The sequence below is a fragment of the Kineosporia rhizophila genome (assembly GCF_021277265.1).
Classification (GTDB): Bacteria; Actinomycetota; Actinomycetes; order Actinomycetales; family Kineosporiaceae; genus Kineosporia; species Kineosporia rhizophila.
The window spans coordinates 237,674-258,519 of record NZ_JAJSOH010000008.1 but is presented as its reverse complement, the minus strand read 5'-3'; the positions used below and the strand labels follow the sequence as shown (position 1 = coordinate 258,519).

Sequence of the window (20,846 nt, the reverse complement as noted above, 5' to 3'; positions counted from 1 at the left end):
CGGCGTCGACCGGGCAGGCGGGCGAGCTGAGCCGGTTCCGCCTGCGCGCTGCACCCGGCTCAACCTTCCGGAAATCGGGACGTGTCTCCCCGGTGGGGGTACCGCCCGGAGCCGGAGGCGTTGGGGGAGGGTGGGCTTTGGGCGCAGGCCAGACATATGGGGAGAGGGTCGCCCACAGGAACGAGTGCTGCCCGGAGGGGCCTGATCACCGCCGGTCAGACCCTGCCTCCAGCCGCGTCGGCCCTGCCGGTTGCGTTGGGCGATCCTCAGGTACCCGTGGCACTGTTAGGCCAATGTCCGCCGATACCGCCCTCTTCACCCGGCTGCGCCGCTCGGTCGATCTCCTCTACCGAGAGGTCATGAAGTTCGGCGCGGTCGGTGGCGTGGCCTTCGTGGTCGACACCGGCGTTTTCAACCTGCTCCTGCACAGCGCCGTCGGCGAAGCGGTCGGCCTGGACCACAAGCCGCTCACCGCCAAGACCATCTCGGTCCTGGTCGCCACCGTGGTCTCCTGGCTGGGCAACCGCTACTGGACCTTCCGGCACCGCCGCCGCGCCTCCGTGCGCCGCGAGTTCGTGCTGTTCGGCGTGATGAACGGGGCCGGCCTGGCGATCGCCCTGGCCTGCCTGGGCTTCTCCCGCTACATCCTCGACCTCGACTCGCCGCTGGCCGACAACATCTCGGGCAACGTGATCGGCCTGGCGCTCGGCACGCTGTTCCGGTTCTGGGCCTACCGCACGTTCGTGTTCACCCACGACCACCAGCACCCGGCCGACGACCTGACACCCCCGGGAACGCCGGAGGCGATCGCCGAGGACCTCGCCGAGGAGCACGACCGGGCTGCCCACCGGGGCGGCGAGACCGACCTGCGCCCGACCGCGCTGCCCGGCACCGACGTCCTCAATCGACCTTGATCAGCTGCTGGCTGATGCCCATCGGCGCCACCAGCAACGGCTGCACCTGACCGAAACCGCGCACCAGGCGGGGACGCTGGGCGACCAGCTCGATGCCCGGGTGGTCCTCCAGGGTCTTGGCCGTGCCCGGGTCGGTGACCACCGTGCCCGGCTCGGCCAGCGACGTGAGCCGGCTGGCCAGGTTCACCGTGGTGCCGTACACGTCGCCCAGGCTGCGCAGCACCGGGCCGTGCACCATGCCCACCCGCACGTCGGGCACCAGGTCGTCGTCGGCCATCCGGGCCGAGATCGACAGCGCGATCAGCGCGGCCCGCTTGGCGTCCTGGGCGATGAACAGCACCTCGTCGCCCACCGTCTTGATCACCCGCCCACCGCCCGCGGTGACCACGTCCGACGCCAGCCCCTCGAAGCGCTGGACCAGCCGGGACAGCTCACGGCGGGGCAGCCGGCGGGAGAGCCGGGTGTAGGCGACCAGGTCGGCGAAGCACACTGTGACCGCGTCGGCCGGGCGCCCCGAAGAGGCGTCGATCCGGCTGATCGCCGCGACCAGCTGCCGGCGGAACGAGTAGACCAGCAGCTCCTCCAGCTCGGGAGTGAGCTGCTCGATCAGCTTCAGCGGGTTGTCCGGCTGACCGCTCGGGCTGCGGCTGGCCAGGTACTCCAGCAGCGCGTCGATCTGCCACGACACCAGCCGGTCGGTGGTCTGGCCCAGGGCGCGGGCGCAGGCGATCGCCGTCTCCTCGTCGATCAGGTCGTGCCGGACCAGGCCGACCGCCCGCTCCAGCGCACGGCCGTCGGTCTCGTTGAACGCCACCTCGTCGTCGTCCACGCCGGGGAAGCCCAGGGCCCGCCAGAGCTTGCGGGCCGACAGCAGCGAGACGCCGACCCGCTTGGCGACCTCCCGGCGGCGCAGCGTCCAGGGGCCACCCAGCAGGGCGGAGGTGAACTCCTCGCGGTCGCTCACCGGCGGCGCCGGGGGTCTTCCGGGGTGTCGGACGCGGCTGCGTCCCGGGTGCCCCGGTACTGGTACTCGTCGCCGAACGCCTCGTCCAGGTTGCGCGCGACCGACTCGTCGAGCGGGCCGCCCCGCACCCCGCGCAGGTCGTCGGCCAGCTCGTAGAGCGAGCGCTGCACCAGCTCGACCTTGGGGATGTCGGTGAGCAGCAGCGGGCCGCCGTCGCTGGCGTTCTCCACCTTCAGCGTGCCGCAGCCGAGCATCCGCTCGAACAGGCTGTGCTCGAACGACACCTCGTTCAGCCGGGACAGCGGCATGTCGTGCCCGGAGCGGTTGAACACGCCGCGCCGCAGGATCAGCCGCTTGGTGGTGAGCACGTAGATCTCGTTCCACCAGACCAGGACCGGCCAGAGCACCCAGCGCAGCGCCGCCACCAGGCCCACGCCGGCGGCGACCAGGGTGACCAGGGTCTGATCGAGCAGGAAGCTCGCGCCGATCAGCGCGAGGATCAGGACCAGCAGCAGGATCGGCCAGGCGATGACCTTGACGTGTCGCCGGAGGACGAGGACGAGTTCCTCGTCGTCGGCCAGCAGTTGCGGTGGGAAGCCCATGCCCTGATCATGCCGTTTCCGGGTTGCGGATGTGCACCACGTCGCCTGCGGACAACGCCTGGGACGAACCGTCGGCCAGCCGCAGCAGCAGCCGGCCGTTGTCGTCCACCCCGTCGGCCAGGCCGGTGCGGGAGATGCCGCCGGGCAGGTCGGCCCGCACGTCCAGACCGATCGTGGAGCAGCGTTCCCGGTAGGTGGCGGCCAGGCCGGCCACGCCCTCCTGCTCGAACTCGGCCAGCCGGCCGGCCAGGGCGCGCAGCACGGCCCGCAGCACGGTGTCCCGGTCGGTGGTGGCCGAGCCGGCCAGCCCCAGCGAGGTGGCGGTGGGCACGGGCAGTTCGTCGGTGCTCTGGCTGACGTTGAGCCCGATCCCGATCACCACCGCGTCGCCGACGACCTCGGACAGGATGCCCGCCACCTTCAGCCGGTCGCCCGCGTAGCCGTTGGCGACCCCGGCGGGCAGCAGCACGTCGTTCGGCCACTTCAGGGTGGCCGGGAGCCCGCAGACGCGGATCAGGGCGTCGGTGACCGCGATCCCGCTGACCAGGTTCAGCCAGCTCCAGGTCTCCACCGGCGCGGTGGGCCGCACCAGCACCGAGAAGGTGAGCGCAGACCTGGGGGGCACCGACCAGACCCGGCCCAGCCGCCCTCGTCCCTGGTTCTGACTGTCGGCGACCAGCACGGCTCCGGCCGGCTCGCCCGCCCGGGCCCGCTCGAGGAGGTCGGCGTTGGTGGAACCGGTCTCAGTGACCACGTCGACCGAGCGCCACGCCTGCGGCCCGGAGGTCAGCGCCGCGCGCAGCGCCGCCTGCCGCAGGGGCGGGCGTTCGAGGTCTTCCCAGGCACCGGTCGGCATGCGGAAAGGATAGGACCGTTGTGACCTGCGTCCCGATCCGGGCCCAGTTGAACAGGCCCCCTGCGGGCTACTCTCGCTCCCAGTCCAGCGACCTAGGAGTCACGTGATGTCGGAAGCAGCGTCCGGTCCCGAGGTGCCCGAGGACATCGACGTGCACACCACCGCGGGCAAGCTGGCCGACTTCCACCGCCGGGTGGACGAGGCCGTGCACGCCGGTTCCGCCCGGGCGGTGGAGAAGCAGCACGCCAAGGGCAAGCAGACCGCCCGGGAGCGGCTGGAGGCCCTGCTCGACCCGGGCTCGTTCGTCGAGCTGGACGAGCTGGCGCGGCACCGCTCGACCGCCTTCGGCATGGAGAAGAAGCGTCCTTACGGCGACGGCGTGATCACGGGGTACGGAACGATCGACGGCCGTCAGGTGTGCGTGTTCAGCCAGGACGCCACGATCTACGGCGGTGCGCTGGGCGAGGTCTACGGCGAGAAGATCGTCAAGGTCCAGGATCTGGCCGTGAAGACCGGTGTCCCCCTGATCGGGATCAACGAGGGCGGCGGCGCGCGCATCCAGGAGGGTGTGGTCTCGCTCGGCCTGTACGCCGAGATCTTCGCCCGCCACGTGAAGGCGTCCGGGGTCATCCCGCAGATCTCGCTCATCATGGGGGCGGCTGCCGGCGGTCACGTCTACGGCCCGGCGCTCACCGACTTCGTGGTGATGGTCGACCAGACCTCGCACATGTTCATCACCGGCCCGGACGTGATCCGCACCGTCACCGGTGAAGAGGTCACCTTCGAGGAACTGGGCGGCGCGCGCACCCACAACACCCTGTCGGGCAACGCGCACTACCTGGGCTCGGACGAGGCCGACGCCCTGGAGTACGTGCGCACGCTGGTCTCTTACCTCCCCGACAACAACCTCTCCGACGCGCCCGTTCTCGGTGGCCCGGAGGAGGACTTCGTCCCGGACGACGCGCTGGACGCGTTCATCCCCGACTCGGCGAACCAGCCGTACGACATGCACACGGTGATCGAGCACGTCCTCGACGAGGGCGAGTTCCTCGAGGTGCACGCCCTGTTCGCGCCGAACATCCTGGTCGGTTTCGGACGGGTCGAGGGTCACCCGGTGGGGGTGGTGGCCAACCAGCCGATGCAGTTCGCCGGCTGCCTGGACATCAACGCCTCGGAGAAGGCGGCGCGGTTCGTGCGTACCTGCGACGCGTTCAACATCCCGGTGCTCACGCTGGTCGACGTTCCGGGCTTCCTGCCGGGCACCGACCAGGAGTGGAACGGCATCATCCGGCGCGGCGCCAAGCTGATCTACGCCTACGCCGAGGCCACGGTCCCCCTGGTCACGGTGATCACCCGTAAGGCGTACGGCGGGGCGTACGACGTGATGGGCTCCAAGCACCTGGGCGCGGACATCAACCTGGCCTGGCCCACGGCGCAGATCGCGGTGATGGGAGCCCAGGGCGCGGTGAACATCCTGTACCGCAACGAGATCAAGAAGGTGATGAGCGAGGGCGGGGACGTCGAGACGGCCCGCCAGTCGTTCGTCACCGAGTACGAGGACACGCTGGCCAACCCGTACATCGCGGCCGAGCGGGGGTACGTCGACGCGGTGATCCAGCCCTCGCGCACCCGCGAGCACGTGGTGCGGGCGCTGCGGGCCCTGCGGAACAAGCGCGAGCAGGCGCTGCCCAAGAAGCACGGCAACATCCCGCTGTGAGAGGGGTCCGGAATGCCTGAGGACGAGGGGGGCCGGCCTGCGTTGCACCTGGTCCGGGGAGATGCGTCGGCCGAGGAGATCGCGGCGCTGCTCGCCGTGATCAGTGCGGTCGGTTCAGCAACTGAGGACGAGGGTGCGCCTGGGAAGCGGTCGGGTTCGGCCTGGGCGGATCGGGGCTCTCTACTGCGCCGGCCGGTCTCCCCCGGGCCGGGAGCCTGGCGGGCATCGGGCCGGACCCGCTGATCGCAGACGGGTGGCCGATGTGGCGCGGCCGCACCGGGCTGCTTCACTGTCGGCCGTGAGCACTCATACCCCCCTGACCCTGGCCTCGGCCTCCCCGGCCCGGCTGGCCACGCTGCGCTCGGCCGGGATCGAACCGTCGGTCCGCGTCTCCTCGGTCGACGAGCCGGCCGTCCTGGCCCGTACCGGGGTGACCGACCCCGAGGACGTGGCCCTGCTCCTGGCCAAGGAGAAGGCCGAGAACGTGGCCGGTGCCGCCCAGCGTGAGTACTTCGACGAGGACGGCCCGGCGCCCGGCCTGGTGCTGGGCTGCGACTCCGTGCTCGACCTGGACGGCGCCGCCCTGGGCAAGCCCGCCGACGCCGACGAGGCGGTCCGGCGCTGGAAGGAGATGCGCGGTCGCAGCGGGCGGCTGTGCACCGGCCACTGGCTGATCGACCTGCGCGACGAGGACGAGGGCGGCACCGGCGGCACGCTGGGCGCGGTCTCGGTCACCACGGTCCACTTCGCCAAGGTCACCGACGCCGAGATCGAGGCCTACGTGGCCACCGGCGAACCGCTCGCCGTGGCCGGCGCGTTCACCGTGGACGGCCTGGGCGGACCGTTCGTCTCCGGGATCGAGGGCGATTTCCACGGTGTGGTCGGCGTCTCGCTGCCTCTGCTGCGTGACCTCGCCAAGGAGCTGGGTGTGGCCTGGCCAAGCCTTTGGACCCCGCGCGACCGGTGAATCCGGCTGGATGTCACGCAGCGTGGCCGATAATTTTAACTGACACCGCTTGATGGCATTGATGCGTTTCGGTTGCCGGGGTTGCTGTGACGGCCAACACTGTTCGCATGGGCATGACGCGACCGGACGACAGCCGTTCGGTCACCGTGGCGAAAATGTCCGATCCGATCGTGATTGCCCCCGAATCGCCAGGTCAGAGCGTGACCACCGAGATCCGCACGGTGGCCGCGCCGGCCCCGGGACGCACCGGCACCGCATCGGTACCGCGTCCGGCCGGCCCCGAACCGGAGCGCCTGCGCCCGACTGACAGCGATGTCACCGAGCGCGACGACATGCCCGAAAGGGAAGGGTTTCCGGCCGGTACCGTGACCGGGCCGGCGTCCGACCCGGCCCCGGAGCCGTCGCACCGCTGGGGCCTGGCCCTCTCGCTGCTGCAGGTGGTCGTGATCCTCGGCGCGGCCCTGGCGGTCATGCCGATCACCCCGCCCGACCCCCGGCACACGCTGGCCGTCGCCGCCCCGTTCGTGATGCTGTGCACCGCCCTGTGCCTGCTCCGCTCGGCCCGGCGGGAGCTGGTCTCGCCGATCGTGGCGCGGGCCTGGCGGGTGATGGCCGGCAGCTACGCGGCGATGGCCCTGGCCGTCGCCGGGTGGGCCGCCACCGACCCGGCCCACGCGGGTCTGGTGGTCGCCGCGATCACGATCGGCCGGATCGGCCAGGTGGCCGGCGTGGTGATGCTGCTGCGTGGCGGGTCGCCCCGCTGGGCCCGCAGCGACGGCCTGGACGCGGCCGTGGTGGTCACCGGCGCGCTGGCGCTCGGGGTGCTGGCCGTGGAGCTGGCCCTGACCTACCGCACCTCGGCGGCGCTGACCGGGCCGACGGCTCCGGTGCCCTGGGTGCCCCTGCTGGTCGACGTGGTGGTGTTCGTGCTGGCGGTGACCACGATGGCGGCCACCAGCCGTCCGCTGCGCTCGCAGCTGCACTGGCTGGCCGTCGGGTTGATCGCCGTCACCGTGGCCGACCTGCTCAGTTTCCGGGCCAGCGGCAGCCCGGCCCTGCTCAGCGCGCTGGACCCGGCCACCTCGGCCCCGGCCTGGACCGGGCTGCTGGTGCTGCTCGGGCACGCCATCGTCGGCTGGGGCGCCGGGGCGGGCCCGAGCGGGTTCCGGAGCGGCCGGACGAGGCGCTGGGCCGGGTTGCCCCGCCTGCTGCCCGGCCCCCGCGGCGACGGGCCGGCGGCCCTGGTCGTGGCCGGGTGCGCGGTGCTGGTGGCGGTGTCGCTGGCCCTGCCCCAGGCCCCTCGGGTCGGAGCCGGGATCGCCCTGGTCTGCCTGGTGGCGGCCGTGTTCCGGACCCGCGAGGCGCTGCGGGCCGATCGCGAGCGCGCCCTGGCCTGCCCGCCGCGGCCCAGCACCGACGAGCTCACCGGGCTGGCCAACCGCTGGGCCCTGTCCGAGGCCCTGGCCGCCCCGGGCGACGGGCCGGCCCGCGCCGACCGCCCGGGCACCGGCCTGCTGCTGGTCGACCTGGACAACTTCAAGGACGTGAACGAGGCGCTGGGGCACGCCACCGGCGACCGGCTGCTGGCCGCCGTCGGGGCCCGGCTGCGGTCGGCCCTGCGCCCCGAGCAGATGCTGGCCCGGCTGGGCAGCGACGAGTTCGCCGCGCTGCTGCCCGGGGCCGACCGGGTGCAGGCGCAGTCGGCCGCGCTGGCGTTGCGGGCGGCGCTGCGCGAGCCGTTCGACGTGGGCGGCTCACGGCTGCACGTGGCGGCCAGCATCGGCATCGCGACCAGCCCGGAGGGCACCGGCAGCACCGGCGGTGACCTGCTGCGGCGGGCCGACGTGGCGCTGCACCACGCCCAGCGCACGCGCAGCGGCCTGGCTCACTACGACCCGGCGGGCGACGACGGCAGCGAGCGGCTGCGCCGCACCGGCGAACTGCGCCAGGCCCTGGTCCGGGGCGACATCGAGGTGCACGTGCAGCCCCAGGTCGACCTGCGCACCGGGCAGATCGTCGGGGCCGAGGCGCTGGTGCGCTGGCGCCACCCGCAGGACGGGGTGCTGCTGCCGGCCGCCTTCCTGCCCCTGGCCGAGCGCACCGGCCTGAACCGGCCGATGGCCGCGCTGATCCTCGACCGGGCCCTGGAGGCCTGCTCGTCGTGGTGGCAGGCGGGCTACCAGGTGCCGGTGAGCGTCAACCTGGACGCCGGCGACCTGCGCGACGAGGACCTGCCCGGCCGGGTCTGGGCGGCCCTGAACCGGCAGTCGCTGCCCCCGGCCGCGCTGCGGGTGGAGATCACCGAGCAGTCGCTGCTGACCGATCCCGCGGCGGCGGCCGGGCTGCTCGGCCGCTGGCGGGCCGACGGGGTGTCGGTGTCGATCGACGACTTCGGCACCGGGTACTCCTCGCTGTCGTACCTCAGCCAACTGCCGGTGGACGAGGTCAAGCTGGACCGGGTCTTCGTGGCCGACCTGGCCCGCCCCAACACCGAGATGATCGTGCAGCACACCATCGCGATGGCCCACGGCCTGGACGCCCGGGTGGTGGCCGAGGGCATCGAGGAGGCCGCGACCGCGCACCGGCTGGCCGACCTGGGGTGCGACGTGGGGCAGGGCCTGGCCTACGGCGCCGCGATGACCGCCCCCGAGTTCCTGGAACGACTACGCACGGTGTCCGACGAACGCCGACGCCCGCACTGATCGGCCCTGAGCGAGTCGGGGAAGTACGGCAGCCCGGCCGACTGCGATAACTTGTAACGCCATGGACGGCCGCTCCCCTGAACGCGGATCCAGCCGCGCTCCGGAGAACGGCGCCGCACCGCAGCAGCCCCGCAAGACCCGCCGTGAACTGCGGGCCGAGCGTGAGGCGGCCGAGCGCGCCCGCACCGGCGAGCAACCCACCCGCCCGGCCCAGCCCGCGATGCCCCCCAGCGGTCGTCCCGGGGCCGGTCGTCCGGGTGCCGGCGGCAGCGGCTCGTGGTTCGACCAGCCGGCGGGACCCGAGGGTCCCGCGCGCCCGGGCGCAGCCCCGGAGCAGCCGAGGCCCAGTGTCGGTCAACGCATTCCGGGCCCTCATCAGCAGAACCCGGCCCCCGGGCGAGGAGCGCAACGACAGGCCCCCCGGCCCTGGGACGATCCGGAACCGCAGACCGCGCGCCAGCCGGAGAAGCCCGAACGCGGCCCCCTGAGCGAGCGCTTCCCCGCGCGCCCGACCCCGTTCAACGGCGTCCAGATGCGCCGCGAAGACCTCCCCGACCGCACCGGCAACCACCCGATCGACCGCACCGACGCACCGACCGAGACCGGACGACGTCCTCAGGCTCGTGAAAATGCTCTACCCCGGCCTGGGAGCACCACGTCGCGCCGCGACCGTGGCGCCCGTCTGCGCCCCTCTCCGGACGAACCCCTCGACGAACACTTCGACGAACACTTCGACGAGGAGCACGACGGCTTCGAGGACGAGTTCGACGACCAGTTCGAAGAGCACGAAGAACCCGAGCCGCGCCGGCCGGTCGACCCGCGCCGGCACCGCCGTATCGCGATCGGGCTGACCGGCGTTGCTCTGCTGCTGGGGCTGTGGTCGGCCACGATGTTCGTCGACTCGGCCTCTCCGTTGCTCACCGCCCCCTCGGCGCTCGCCCCGCTGGTCGCCATCTTCGCCCTGCCGGTGCTCGCGATCGGCCTCAGCGGCAAGCACTGGATCCCCACCGGCATCGCTGCGGTGGCCGCCCTGCTGCCCTGGGCGATGGTGGCCGGCTACGCCTCCTCGCGCGACGCCCCCGCGGGCAACCTGGCCACCGTCCGGGTTCTCACCGTGGAGGGCTCGCACGGCGCGGCCGACGCGAACGCGATCGCCGACGCGGCCCGGGACTACGCGGCCGACGTGGTGGTGGTCACCGGGCTCAACACCACCCTGGCCCACGACCTCACCGAGGCCGGGCTCGACCGGCAGGCCCCGGCCCAGGGCATCGTCCAGGTGGGCAGTGAGGGCAGCAACGGCATCGGGATCTGGAGCCGGCTGGCGGTCTCGGACCTGACCGAGCTCGAGGGCTTCAGCAAGCCCGCGGCCTCGGGGGTGCTGGAGGCCGGCACCGCGCGGATCGGCCTCACCGTCGCGCAGATGCCGGGCGGAGTGCTGATGCCCGGCCCCGACTGGCGGGCCGACCTACGCCGGCTGGCCGAGCAGAAGGTGGCCGGGGCCGAGACCGGCTCGTTCCTGGTCGGCGACCTCAACGCGGCGCCCTGGCAGCCCGCTTTCCGGGCGCTCGAGAAGGCGGGCTGGGAAGACGCCGCCGACGTGGTCGGCAAGGGCCTGCGCCCGACCTGGCCGGCCTGGTCGCCGCTGCCGGTCACGCCCGCCGACCACCTGCTGGTCGACGAGGGCATCGGCGTCGCCTCGACCGCCACGGTCGACATCAGCGGCTCACCGCACCGGGCGCTGGTGGTCGCACTGGAGGTGCCGACGGGCTGATCGGGCCCGTCGGCGCCGACGGATTCAAGTGCGGCGGGCTCGTTCAACCGCCACTTTCCGCCCCTGGAGGGGGCGGCCGGTCAGGCCCGGCCGGCTTCCTTCTTCTGCGCCTCGTACTGCTCGCGGGCCTGGTCCATGTCCAGCTCGCGGACCTCCTTCAGCAGGCTCGTGAGAGTCGCCTCGGGAAGCGCCCCGGGCTGGCTGAAGAGCGGGATGCCGTCGCGGTAGATCACCAGGGTCGGGATCGAGCGGACCCCGTACTTCGCGGCCAGAACCTGCTGGTCCTCGGTGTCGACCTTGGCGAACGTCGCGTCCTCGTTGGCCTCGGACACCTTCTCGAACACCGGGCCGAAGCGCTTGCACGGACCGCACCACTCCGCCCAGAAGTCGATCAGGACGATGCCGTCCTTGACCGTTTCGTCGTGATTATCCTGGGTCATAGTCATAGTAGCCACGACCCCTCCAGCGAAATTCGCTCCGGCTGAATTCCCGGGCCGACCGGGCCGGGCCCGCGGACCGCCCGTCCGGCGCGACGTGGCCCGGGTCACGTCCGCGACCGCCCGGGCCGCAGAGGCCGGGGATACTCTCCGGGCAGAGGAGAGGAGCGAGATGACCACGCCGTCCCCCGAACCGGGTGCCACCCGTTCGATCAGCAAGGTTCTCATCGCCAACCGGGGCGAGATCGCGGTGCGTATCGCCCGCGCCTGCCGCGACGCCGGCATCGCCTCGGTGGCCGTCTACGCCGAGCCCGACCGCGACGCGGTGCACGTCACCGTCGCGGACGAGGCCTACTCCCTGGAGGGGACCACCGCTGCCGAGTCCTACCTGGTGGTGGACAAGCTGCTGGCCGTGGCGGCCCGTTCCGGCGCCGACGCGGTGCACCCCGGTTACGGCTTCCTGGCCGAGAACGCCGACTTCGCCACGGCCGTCCTGGCCGCCGGGCTGACCTGGATCGGCCCGCCGCCGGCGGCCATCGACGCCCTCGGCGACAAGGTCAAGGCCCGGCACATCGCCCAGCGGGCCGGCGCGCCCCTGGTCCCCGGCACCAAGGACCCGGTGGCCGACGCGAGCGAGATCGTCGCCTTCGCCGAGGAGCACGGCCTGCCGGTCGCGATCAAGGCCGCGTACGGCGGCGGCGGGCGCGGCCTGAAGGTGGCCCGCACGATCGAGGAGATCCCCGAGCTCTTCGAGTCCGCCACCCGTGAGGCGGTGGCCGCCTTCGGCCGCGGCGAGTGCTTCGTCGAGCGGTTCCTCGACCGCCCGCGCCACGTGGAGACCCAGTGCCTGGCCGACGAGCACGGCAGCGTGGTGGTGGTCTCCACCCGCGACTGCTCGCTGCAGCGGCGCAACCAGAAGCTGGTCGAAGAGGCCCCGGCGCCCTTCCTGACCCCCGAGCAGACCGCCGAGCTGTACCGCGCGTCCAAGGCGATCCTCACCGAGGCCGGTTACGTCGGCGCGGGCACCTGCGAGTTCCTGGTCGGCCCGGACGGCACCATCTCGTTCCTGGAGGTGAACACCCGCCTGCAGGTCGAGCACCCGGTCTCCGAAGAGGTCACCGGCCTGGACCTGGTGCGTGAGCAGCTGCGGATCGCCGCCGGGGAGCCGCTGGGCTACGACGACCCGCAGGTCCGCGGGCACTCGATCGAGTTCCGGATCAACGGCGAGGACGCGGGCCGTAACTTCCTGCCCCAGCCGGGTACGGTCACCCGCTACGAGACCCCGTCCGGCCCGGGCGTGCGGCTCGACTCCGGTGTGGTGTCCGGGTCGGTGATCGGCGGCGGCTTCGACTCGATGCTGGCCAAGCTGGTGGTCACCGGCGCCACCCGGCAGCAGGCGCTGGAGCGCTCCCGCCGGGCGCTGGCCGAGTTCGTCGTCGAGGGCATGCCCACCGTGCTGCCCTTCCACCGGGCGGTGGTCAGCGACCCGGCCTTCACCAGCGACCCGTTCACCGTGCACACCCGCTGGATCGAGACCGAGTTCGACAACACGATCGAGCCCTGGTCCGGCACCGCGGCCGAGAGCGGCGAGGAAGAACCCCGCGAGCGGATCGTGGTCGAGGTCGGCGGCAAGCGGCTGGAGGTGGTGCTCCCGGCCGGGCTGGGTTCGGTGGGGGCCGCGCCGAAGGCCAAGAAGGCGGCCCCGCGCCGCTCGAAGGGCAAGGCCGCCGCGGCGGTCAGCGGTGACGCGCTGACGTCGCCGATGCAGGGCACCATCGTCAAGATCGCGGTCGAGGAGGGTCAGCGGGTCGAGGCCGGCGACCTGGTCGTGGTGCTCGAGGCGATGAAGATGGAGCAGCCGCTGACCGCGCACAAGGCCGGCACCGTCACCGGTCTGAGCGCCGAGATCGGCAAGACGGTCACCTCCGGCGCACCCATCTGCGAACTGAAGGACTGACCGAACGCGACCGGAGGACGCCGGTGCCCACCGACGTCCTCCGGTTGCCGTTCAGCTCGTGTGCAGTTGCCGGGCCGCCTCGGCCACCGAGCCGGAGATCGACGGGTAGACCGTGAACACCGCGGCCACCTCGTCGACCGTCAGCCGGGCCGAGACCGCCAGCGCGATGGGGTGGATCAGCTCGGACGCGCGCGGCGCGACCACCGTGCCACCGAGCACCCGCCCCGACGGCGAGGCGAACAGCTTCACGAAACCGTCGTGGATGCCCTGCATCTTGGCCCGGGGGTTGGTGGCCAGCGGCAGCTTCACCGCCACCGCCTCCAGCCCTCCGTCGACCTGGGTCTGGGTGACGCCGACGGTGGCGATCTCCGGTGAGGTGAACACGTTCGAGCTGACCAGGCGCAGCTCCAGCGGGGAGACCGCGTCACCGAGCACGTGGTGCATCGCCTTCCGGCCCTGCATCGCCGCCACCGAGGCCAGCGGGAACACGCCGGTGCAGTCACCGGCGGCGTAGATACCGCGGACACTCGTGCGCGAGACCCGGTCCACCTCGATGTGCCCGGAAGGACTCAGCCGGACGCCGGCCTCCTCAAGCCCCAGACCGGCGGTGTTCGGAACGGCCCCGACGGCCATCAGGCAGTGCGACCCCTCGACCGTGCGCCCGTCGGAGAGCGTGACCACCACGCCGGCATCGGTGCGCTTGACGCTCTGCGCGCGCGAGCGGGACAGCACCTCCATACCGCCGCGCCGGAACACGTGCTCCAGCACCTCGGCGGCGTCCGCATCTTCTCCGGGCAGCACCCGATCGCGGCTGGAGACCAGGGCGACCCCGGCGCCGAGGGCGTGGTAGGCGCTGGCGAACTCGGCCCCGGTGACCCCGGACCCGACCACGATCAGCCGCTCGGGCAGCTCCTCCAGGTCGTACAGCTGCTTCCAGTTGAGCACCCGCTCGCCGTCGGGCATGGCGTCGGGCAGCTCGCGCGGGCTGGCACCGGTGGAGATCAGCAGCGTGTCGGCCTCGATCACCAGATCGCCGACCTTCACCCGGGAGGGCCCGTCGAGGACCCCCTGCCCCTGGACGATGCGCACCCCCTCGGCCTCCAGGCGGCGCTGGATGTCTTTCGACTGGGCCCGGGCCAGGCCCTTGACCCGGCGGTTGACCGCGGCGAGGTCGGCCTGCACCCGGCCCAGGCCGCGGATGCCGAGCTGCCGCGAGCCGCCGACCGTGGCCAGCACGTCGGCGGTGGCGATCAGGGTCTTGCTGGGCACCACGTCGGTCAGGACCGCGGCCCCGCCCAGCCCGTCCCGGTCGACCACCGTGACGTCGGCGCCGAGCTGCGCCGCCACCAGCGCGGCCTCGTACCCGCCGGGCCCGCCGCCGACGATGACAATTCTGCTCTTCGCGCTCACCCGGTCATTGTCCCCCAGGACAGCAGGCCAGGCGTTTGCATGGGGACGGGCGGGAATCTCTACCCTGTCCTCCATGGATCTCTACGCCGCCTACGGCGCGAACCTCGACCCGGAGCGAATGGCGCTGCGGGCGCCGCACTCGCCGTTGCGTGGGCTCGGATGGATCACCGGCTGGCGCCTCACCTTCGCCGAGGTGCCGAACGCCGTCGACGGGGCCCTGGCCACCCTGGTGGAGGATCCGTCCGCCCAGGTCTACGTCAGCGTCTACGACGTGACCCCCGGCGACGAGCAGGCCCTGGACGAGTGGGAGGGCCTGGCCACCGGCCTGTCCCGCAAGATCCATGTCCGGGTGCACACGCTCGACGGTGACGTGGTCGCCTGGGTGCACGTGCTCGACGCGTACGAGGGCGGCCTGCCCGCCGCGCACTACCTGGGCATGCTGGCCGACGCGGCCGAGGCCGGCGGCGCCCCCGACGACTACGTGCACAACCTGCGCGCGCGCCCCTGCCAGTCCAGCGACACCCCTGAGCACCTTCCCCCGAACGAGCGGTGAACTCCATGACCACGCACGAGACCTCGCCCAAGGAGACGGCCGAGCTCGCCGCCGCCCGGCTCGCCGAACTCACCGGCATCGAGAAGCACGACGTGGCCCTGGTGCTCGGCTCCGGCTGGGCCCCGGCCGCCGACCTGCTGGGCGAGACCCTGGCCGAGATCCCGGCCACCGAGGTCCCCGGATTCTCGGTCTCCGGGGTGCCCGGCCACGTCGGCCAGCTGCGCTCGGTCCGGATCGCCGCGCCCGAGGGGTCGTCGGCGGCCCCCAAGCACGCGCTGATCCTGGGCAGCCGCACGCACTACTACGAGAACAAGGGCGTACGGGCGGTGGCGCACGGCGTGCGCACCGCGGCGGCGGCCGGCTGCTCGATGGTGGTGCTGACCAACGGCTGCGGCGGGCTGAACCCCGAGTGGCCTCCCGGAACACCGGTGCTGATCAGCGACCACATCAACCTGACCGGGGCCAGCCCGCTCGAGGGCGCCACCTTCGTCGACCTGACCGACCTGTACTCCAGCCGGCTGCGCGCGGTCTGCCGGGAGGTCCAGCCCGACCTCCCCGAGGGCGTCTACGCGCAGTTCCGGGGCCCGCACTACGAGACCCCGGCCGAGGTGCGTATGGCCGGCCGGCTGGGCGCCGACCTGGTCGGCATGTCCACCGCCCTGGAGGCCATCGCGGCCCGCGAGGCGGGCCTGGAGATCCTCGGCATCTCGCTGGTCACCAACCTGGCCGCGGGCATCTCCGGCCAGCCGCTGAGCCACGAGGAGGTGCTCGCCGAGGGGCGGGCCGCCGCCCAGCGGGTCGGCTCGATGCTGGCCGAGGTCGTCCGCCGGCTCTGAGACGCCTTGAGGACGTCGGTGGCCACCTGAGGCGGCCATCGGCGTCCTCAAGTCGTGTTCAGTAGGGTCGAAATCGGCCGGTTGTGGCGCCCGCCACGCCCCTTTCACCCGGAAAGATCAGCCGTTCCGGTCACAACAACCGTCCGGTACCCGTCCAGGGGATGGCGACCAGGTAAGTTTCCGGTGTGGACGAAACCGAGCTCGCCGGTCTGGTCGACCGCGCGACGCACTGGCGGGACGCGGACCCCGACCCCCGTACCCGGCTCGAGGTGGACCGGCTGATCGAGCTGGTCACCTCCGGCGACTCCACGGTCTCCGGGACAGCGCGCGACGATCTCGCACAGCGCTTCTCCGGCTCGCTCCAGTTCGGTACCGCAGGTCTGCGGGGCGCACTGGGGGCCGGGCCGAACCGGATGAACCGGGCTGTCGTCATCCGGGCCGCGGCCGGGATCGCGGCGTACCTGCACCAAGTGGTCAAGCCAGAGGCGCCGAGGGTGGTGGTGGGGTACGACGCCCGCACCGACTCCGACACCTTCGCCCGCGACACCTGCGCGGTGCTCACCGCCGCGGGTTGTGTGGCCCAGCTGCTGCCGGGGCCGTTGCCCACCCCGGTCCTGGCCTTCGCTCTGCGCCGGCTCGGCGCCGACGCGGGCATCATGGTCACCGCCAGCCACAACCCGCCGCAGGACAACGGTTACAAGGTCTACCTGGGTGGCCGGGCCGACTCCTCCCCCGGCAGCGGCGCGCAGATCGTCCCGCCGGTCGACGACCTGATCGCCCACCAGATCGCCCACGTGGCCCCGGCGATCGACGTGCCGATGGCCCTGGACGGCTGGGAGCAGGTCGGCGAGCAGATCGTGGACGAGTACCTGGAATCGGTCGCCGCGGTGCTCACCCCGGGAGCGGCCCGGGACATCGACATCGTTCTCACCCCGCTGCACGGCGTCGGCGGAGACACCGCGGTCCGGGCCTTCGCGGCGGCCGGTTTCCCGGCCCTGCACGTGGTTGCCGAGCAGGCTGCCCCGGACGCCGCCTTCCCCACCGTGAGCTTCCCCAACCCCGAGGAACCGGGCGCCCTCGACCTCGCGCTGGCTGCGGCCCGCGCGCGCAAGGCCCACCTGGTCATCGCCAACGACCCGGACGCCGACCGGTGCGCCGTGGCCGTGCCGGACCAGGCCGGCTGGCGGATGCTGCGCGGCGACGAGGTGGGCGCCCTGCTGGGTAAGTACCTGCTCGGCCGCCGCGGCACCGGGTCCGCGGTGGTGGCCAGCTCGATCGTGTCCTCGCAGCTGCTGGCCCGGATCGCCCGGGCGCACGGCGCCGAGCACCGCGAGACGCTGACCGGTTTCAAGTGGCTGGCCCGGGTGCCGGAGCTGTCCTACGCCTACGAGGAGGCGCTGGGCTACTGCGTGGCCCCGGCCTCGGTGCGCGACAAGGACGGCATCAGCGCCGCCCTGCTGATCGCCGAGTACGCGGCCGAGCTGCGGGCTCAGGGGCGCAGCCTGCTCGACGCCCTGGACGACCTGGCCCGGCGCCACGGCCTGCACGCCACCGACCAGTTCTCGGTACGGGTGCAGGATCTGGCCGAGATCGCCACGATGCTCGAGCGGATCACCCAGCGCCCGCCCGCCACCCTGGCCGGCAGCGTGGTGAAGTCGGCCGAAGACCTGTCCGAAGGGGTGGACGGCCTGCCCGGCACCCCCGGCCTGCGCTACCGCACCGCCGACGGCGACCGGGTGATCGTGCGCCCCAGCGGCACCGAGCCCAAGCTGAAATGCTATCTGGAAGTGGTGGTTCCGGCCGAGGGCGACTCGGTCGCGGCCGCCCGCGAGGCGGCGGCCGAGCGGCTGGCCCGGATCACCGCCGACGTGCAGCAGGCCCTGGGCGTCCAGGTTTCCTAGGGCGTGTGGCGGCGGTAGCCCGCGTCCCGGAACGAAAGCTGAGTCACGGCGGGCCTCTCGCCCTCTGCCGGTAGCACCACGGCGGCGGGCGGGGGGCCGGTCAGGTCGATCTTCTCGGCGAAACCGGCCTTCTCGATGACGGTCTCGACGTAGTAGTCGTCCGGCGCCAGCTCGCGGGCACTCTCCAGCAGCTTCTCGGCATCAGCCGGACGCAGCTGGAGCAGGCGGATCCCGGCCAGCGAGGCCATCGCCCGGGCTGCCTCGGGGAACCGCCGCAGGTAGTCCTCCAGGTCGTCCTCGGCCGCGTTCGGGTCGGACAGCGCCAGGTTCACCTCGGCCCGCAGGTAGGCCAGATGGTCGCCGTCCGGGTCGATCTCGACCCGGCGCAGCGCGGTGTCCAGACCGGTGTGGTCGTGCCCGCTCTCGTTCAGCGCCACCGCCAGGTCGCGCACGATCGTGGCGTCTTCCGGATGCGTCTGCATCGCCCGGCGCAGCAGCGGCACGGCCAGGTCGTAGTGCCCGCGCAGGTGCAGCAGGCGGCCGAAACGGGCCGGGGCGCCGTCGATCTCGGGGTGCTGCTCGATGAACTGCAGGGCGTTCTCCACGGCCGCGTCGGTGTCCTGCGCGTCGAGGTGGATCACGATCAGCGCCTCGACCGCCAGGTCGTCGTCCGGGTGCAGGTCGAGGTAGGTGCTCAGGTCCAGCCGGGCCTCCTCGACCTCGCCCAGCACCTGCTGGCACTTGCCGCGGACGAACCACATCCGGTCGTCGGCGGGATTCAGTTCCAGCGAGCGGGTGGCGTGCGGCAGGGCCTCGGCCTCACGGTCGAGCATCCACAGCGCCCGGGCCAGCCGGCCGTGCTGGGCGCCGTCCTCGCCGTCGGCGGCCAGGGCCTGACGCAGGTAGGGCACGCACTCGTCGTAGCGGTGCCGGGTGAACAGCCACTGCCCCATCAGCCCGGCGATCCCGGCCCGCTCCGGCGCCGGCATCGTCACCGCGGCCAGCGAGCAGTCGCGCCAGGCCTGCTCGAACGCCTCGTCGTCGTGCTCGCGCAGTTGCAGCAGGATGGCCGCGCGCTGCAGCAGGGCCTGCGGGTGGGCCATCACCGCGGCCGGGTCGGGCCGCGGGCCGAGCGCCTCGTCGAGCAGTTCCAGCGCCTCGGCCAGGGCCTCCCGGCTGCCGGTGCCGTGGTGCACCCGGTAGATCGCGTCGGCCAGCTTCAGCCCGGTCTCCTGCCGCGGCGCGCCCAGGGCCCGGGCCTTGCGCAGCAGCTCGGCGCCGCGGGCGTAGCGGTGCTCGGCCAGCACCACCTCGATCTCGGCCTCGAGCCGGCGCAGCTCGCGCATCGACTCCAGATTGGTGCGGCCGGTGAGGTAGTCGGCGGTCAGGCTGGCCCGGCCGGCGCCGATCGCGGCCCGCAGCCGGGGCCAGGAGAACTCGTCGCCGTTCTCCAGCACCGTGGAGTCGAGGACCAGCGAGGGCAGCACCTCGCCCCGGGCCTCGCGCACCCCGGGCCCGTCGACCACCCCGATCCGGGTGCGGCCGTTCTCCAGTACCGGGGCCTTCAGCGCACCCCCGACCAGCATCGGGAAGGCGTCGGAGACCAGCAGCTTGGCCGCCACGTCACCGTCCAGACGGGCCCCGCCGGACGGGCCGGCCCCGGCGAAGACCTCGGAGACCTGCACGTCGCCGCGCACCACGAGTTCCAGCCCGCTGATCGCCACGTTGCGCGCCTGCAGGTCGCCCAGGACGTACAGCGACATGCCGGTGGTGGAGCGGGGGTGCTGCACCGCCCGGTCGACCCGCAGACCGCCCACGATGATCAGCCCGTGCACCTCGGGCTCGGGCCGGGTGAAGGCGGCCGACACTGCATCGGCGCCGCCGTGCGGCTCCAGGTCGAGCTCTTCCATCTCCACGTCGCCGACCAGCACCAGCAGCGACAACGCGGGGTTGGCGGCCAGCAGCCGGGCCATCATGGTCCGGCGCAGGTCGTAGCGGGCCACCGCGTCCGCGGCGAGCACGCGCCGGGAGCCCGGGAAGCGGGCCGGCCGGTACGCCACCCTCACTCCTCCCTCAGGCTCAGATCAGGCTCACATCCGGGCTCGGACTGCTCAGGACGCGCCCAGCTGCGCGTACCCGGGCTTCACGACGCCCTCGATCAGCGCAAGCCGTTCGTCGAACGGGATAAAAGCACTCTTTAGTGCATTAATCGTGACCCATCGTAGGTCTTCGAGCGTCCAGCCCGCCTGTTGCACGAGACCGGTCATCTCACGGGTCATCGACGTGCCGGACATCAGCCGGTTGTCGGTGTTCACGGTGACCCGGAACCGCAGGTCCTTGAGCAGGCCGATCGGGTGCTCGGCGACGCTGCTGGCGGCGCCGGTCTGCACGTTGCTGGTCGGGCAGAGTTCCAGCGGGATGCGCTTGTCGCGCACCCAGCCGGCCAGCCGGCCGAGCTTCGCGGCCGGGCGGCCGTACTCGTCCCGGCCGCCGATCACCTCGATGTCGTCCATGATCCGCACGCCGTGCCCGAGCCGGTCGGCGCCGCACACCTGCACCGCCTCCCAGATGCTGGGCAGCCCGAAGGCCTCCCCGGCGTGGATGGTGACGTGCATGTTCGCCTCGTGCAGGTAGTCGAAGGCGTCCAGGTGCCGCGAGGGCGGGAAGCCGGCCTCGGCCCCGGCGATGTCGAACCCGACCACCCCGTTGTCCCGGTGCCGCTCGGCCAGCTCGGCGATCTCCCGGCTGCGGGCCGCGTGCCGCATGGCGGTGACCAGCTGACCGGTGCGGATCGGGGTACCGGCGGCAGCGGCTTCCTTCTCGCCCTCGGCCAGACCCTCGGCGACGGCGGTGACCACCTCGTCGAGGTCGAGCCCGCCCTCGAGGTGCTGCTCGGGTGCATAACGGATCTCGGCGTAGACCACACCGTCGGCGGCCAGGTCGAGCGCGGCCTCCCGGGCCACCCGCACCAGGTCCTGCCGGCGCTGCATCACGGCGACGGTGTGCACGAACGTCTCGAGGTAGCGCTCCAGGGAACCGGAGTCGGCACTGCGCCGGAACCACTCGCCCAGCTCGGCCGGGTCGGAGACGGGCAGTTCATGGCCGATCTCGGCGGCGATCCCGGCGACCGTGGAGGGTCTGAGCCCACCGTCCAGATGGTCGTGCAGCAGGACCTTCGGGGCGCGCTGGAGGATCTCGGAGTCAGTCGGACCGGTCACCCGTCGAGCTTATAGCCCAGTACCCGAACGACTGCGCTACG

At 72.7% G+C, this 20,846-nt stretch carries 17 protein-coding genes; 10 read left to right on the top strand and 7 right to left on the bottom strand.

Going from position 1 to position 20,846, the window contains the following annotated elements:
* Nucleotides 1-293 precede the first annotated feature (293 nt).
* Nucleotides 294-914, top strand: a complete 621-nt coding sequence (locus tag LWF15_RS14980; RefSeq protein WP_232811412.1) for a GtrA family protein — start codon at nucleotides 294-296, stop codon at nucleotides 912-914.
* On the opposite strand, the gene LWF15_RS37530 is transcribed toward LWF15_RS14980, so the two are convergent.
* From LWF15_RS37530 to LWF15_RS14965, 3 genes are read right to left on the bottom strand one after another with little or no spacing between them, the layout of a single operon-like run.
* Nucleotides 901-1,878, bottom strand: coding sequence for an adenylate/guanylate cyclase domain-containing protein (locus LWF15_RS37530; protein WP_232811411.1), 978 nt, complete (start codon nucleotides 1,876-1,878; stop codon nucleotides 901-903). The genes LWF15_RS14980 and LWF15_RS37530 overlap by 14 nt on opposite strands.
* Nucleotides 1,875-2,480, bottom strand: a complete 606-nt coding sequence (locus LWF15_RS14970; protein ID WP_232811410.1) for a PH domain-containing protein — start codon at nucleotides 2,478-2,480, stop codon at nucleotides 1,875-1,877. The genes LWF15_RS37530 and LWF15_RS14970 overlap by 4 nt, the downstream gene beginning before the upstream one ends.
* A 7-nt stretch (nucleotides 2,481-2,487) precedes the next feature.
* Nucleotides 2,488-3,336: a biotin--[acetyl-CoA-carboxylase] ligase gene (locus LWF15_RS14965; RefSeq protein WP_232811409.1), complete on the bottom strand. Its 849-nt coding sequence runs from the start codon at nucleotides 3,334-3,336 to the stop codon at nucleotides 2,488-2,490.
* 106 nt (nucleotides 3,337-3,442) lie between these two features.
* Between LWF15_RS14965 and LWF15_RS14960 the strand changes: the two genes are divergently transcribed.
* From LWF15_RS14960 to LWF15_RS14945, 5 genes are all read left to right on the top strand, one after another.
* Nucleotides 3,443-5,053 carry an acyl-CoA carboxylase subunit beta gene (locus LWF15_RS14960; RefSeq protein WP_232811408.1) on the top strand — a complete coding sequence of 537 codons (1,611 nt, stop codon included), beginning with the start codon at nucleotides 3,443-3,445 and terminating at the stop codon, nucleotides 5,051-5,053.
* A 12-nt stretch (nucleotides 5,054-5,065) separates the two neighbouring features.
* Nucleotides 5,066-5,296, top strand: a complete 231-nt coding sequence (locus LWF15_RS38145; RefSeq protein WP_285616245.1) for an acyl-CoA carboxylase subunit epsilon — start codon at nucleotides 5,066-5,068, stop codon at nucleotides 5,294-5,296.
* Nucleotides 5,297-5,351: 55 nt separating this feature from the next.
* On the top strand, nucleotides 5,352-6,020 hold the full coding sequence (locus LWF15_RS14955) for a Maf family protein (RefSeq protein WP_232811407.1): 669 nt from the start codon (nucleotides 5,352-5,354) through the stop codon (nucleotides 6,018-6,020).
* A gap of 107 nt (nucleotides 6,021-6,127) precedes the next feature.
* Nucleotides 6,128-8,722, top strand: coding sequence for a putative bifunctional diguanylate cyclase/phosphodiesterase (locus LWF15_RS14950; protein WP_269810163.1), 2,595 nt, complete (start codon nucleotides 6,128-6,130; stop codon nucleotides 8,720-8,722).
* 61 nt (nucleotides 8,723-8,783) lie between these two features.
* Complete coding sequence (locus LWF15_RS14945) at nucleotides 8,784-10,493, top strand: endonuclease/exonuclease/phosphatase family protein (RefSeq protein WP_232811406.1); 1,710 nt, start codon at nucleotides 8,784-8,786, stop codon at nucleotides 10,491-10,493.
* 80 nt (nucleotides 10,494-10,573) lie between these two features.
* Here LWF15_RS14945 and trxA read toward each other — a convergent pair whose 3' ends face one another.
* Entirely contained in the window at nucleotides 10,574-10,948 is a 375-nt protein-coding gene (gene trxA, locus LWF15_RS14940) for a thioredoxin (protein WP_408623271.1), read from the bottom strand.
* 154 nt (nucleotides 10,949-11,102) lie between these two features.
* Between trxA and LWF15_RS14935 the strand changes: the two genes are divergently transcribed.
* Nucleotides 11,103-12,887, top strand: coding sequence for an acetyl/propionyl/methylcrotonyl-CoA carboxylase subunit alpha (locus tag LWF15_RS14935; protein ID WP_232811404.1), 1,785 nt, complete (start codon nucleotides 11,103-11,105; stop codon nucleotides 12,885-12,887).
* Nucleotides 12,888-12,938: 51 nt separating this feature from the next.
* Here LWF15_RS14935 and LWF15_RS14930 read toward each other — a convergent pair whose 3' ends face one another.
* Nucleotides 12,939-14,297 (bottom strand): NAD(P)H-quinone dehydrogenase, encoded by a 1,359-nt coding sequence (locus LWF15_RS14930; protein WP_285616249.1) that lies wholly within the window; start codon nucleotides 14,295-14,297, stop codon nucleotides 12,939-12,941.
* Nucleotides 14,298-14,370: 73 nt separating this feature from the next.
* Between LWF15_RS14930 and LWF15_RS14925 the strand changes: the two genes are divergently transcribed.
* The 3 genes from LWF15_RS14925 (at nucleotide 14,371) to LWF15_RS14915 (ending at nucleotide 17,587) form a co-directional block, all read left to right on the top strand.
* Nucleotides 14,371-14,850, top strand: coding sequence for a gamma-glutamylcyclotransferase (locus LWF15_RS14925; protein WP_232811403.1), 480 nt, complete (start codon nucleotides 14,371-14,373; stop codon nucleotides 14,848-14,850).
* A gap of 5 nt (nucleotides 14,851-14,855) precedes the next feature.
* Entirely contained in the window at nucleotides 14,856-15,686 is an 831-nt protein-coding gene (locus LWF15_RS14920) for a purine-nucleoside phosphorylase (RefSeq protein ID WP_232811402.1), read from the top strand.
* Between the two features lie 185 nt (nucleotides 15,687-15,871).
* Entirely contained in the window at nucleotides 15,872-17,587 is a 1,716-nt protein-coding gene (locus LWF15_RS14915) for a phospho-sugar mutase (protein WP_232811401.1), read from the top strand.
* Here the strand turns inward: LWF15_RS14915 and LWF15_RS37525 are convergent.
* Together LWF15_RS37525 and LWF15_RS14905 are read right to left on the bottom strand one after the other, a co-directional pair.
* Nucleotides 17,584-19,647 (bottom strand): tetratricopeptide repeat protein, encoded by a 2,064-nt coding sequence (locus tag LWF15_RS37525; protein ID WP_232811400.1) that lies wholly within the window; start codon nucleotides 19,645-19,647, stop codon nucleotides 17,584-17,586. The genes LWF15_RS14915 and LWF15_RS37525 overlap by 4 nt on opposite strands.
* A 51-nt stretch (nucleotides 19,648-19,698) precedes the next feature.
* Complete coding sequence (locus tag LWF15_RS14905; RefSeq protein ID WP_232811399.1) at nucleotides 19,699-20,805, bottom strand: adenosine deaminase; 1,107 nt, start codon at nucleotides 20,803-20,805, stop codon at nucleotides 19,699-19,701.
* Between the last annotated feature and the right edge of the window lie 41 nt (nucleotides 20,806-20,846).

Coding starts and splice junctions, on each gene's coding strand:
- LWF15_RS14980 (WP_232811412.1), top strand. CDS start 294: ATGTCCGCCGATACCGCCCTCTTCACCCGGCTGCGCCGCTCGGTCGAT.
- LWF15_RS14970 (WP_232811410.1), bottom strand. CDS start 2,480: ATGGGCTTCCCACCGCAACTGCTGGCCGACGACGAGGAACTCGTCCTC.
- LWF15_RS14965 (WP_232811409.1), bottom strand. CDS start 3,336: ATGCCGACCGGTGCCTGGGAAGACCTCGAACGCCCGCCCCTGCGGCAG.
- LWF15_RS14960 (WP_232811408.1), top strand. CDS start 3,443: ATGTCGGAAGCAGCGTCCGGTCCCGAGGTGCCCGAGGACATCGACGTG.
- LWF15_RS38145 (WP_285616245.1), top strand. CDS start 5,066: ATGCCTGAGGACGAGGGGGGCCGGCCTGCGTTGCACCTGGTCCGGGGA.
- LWF15_RS14950 (WP_269810163.1), top strand. CDS start 6,128: ATGGGCATGACGCGACCGGACGACAGCCGTTCGGTCACCGTGGCGAAA.
- LWF15_RS14945 (WP_232811406.1), top strand. CDS start 8,784: ATGGACGGCCGCTCCCCTGAACGCGGATCCAGCCGCGCTCCGGAGAAC.
- LWF15_RS14935 (WP_232811404.1), top strand. CDS start 11,103: ATGACCACGCCGTCCCCCGAACCGGGTGCCACCCGTTCGATCAGCAAG.
- LWF15_RS14925 (WP_232811403.1), top strand. CDS start 14,371: ATGGATCTCTACGCCGCCTACGGCGCGAACCTCGACCCGGAGCGAATG.
- LWF15_RS14920 (WP_232811402.1), top strand. CDS start 14,856: ATGACCACGCACGAGACCTCGCCCAAGGAGACGGCCGAGCTCGCCGCC.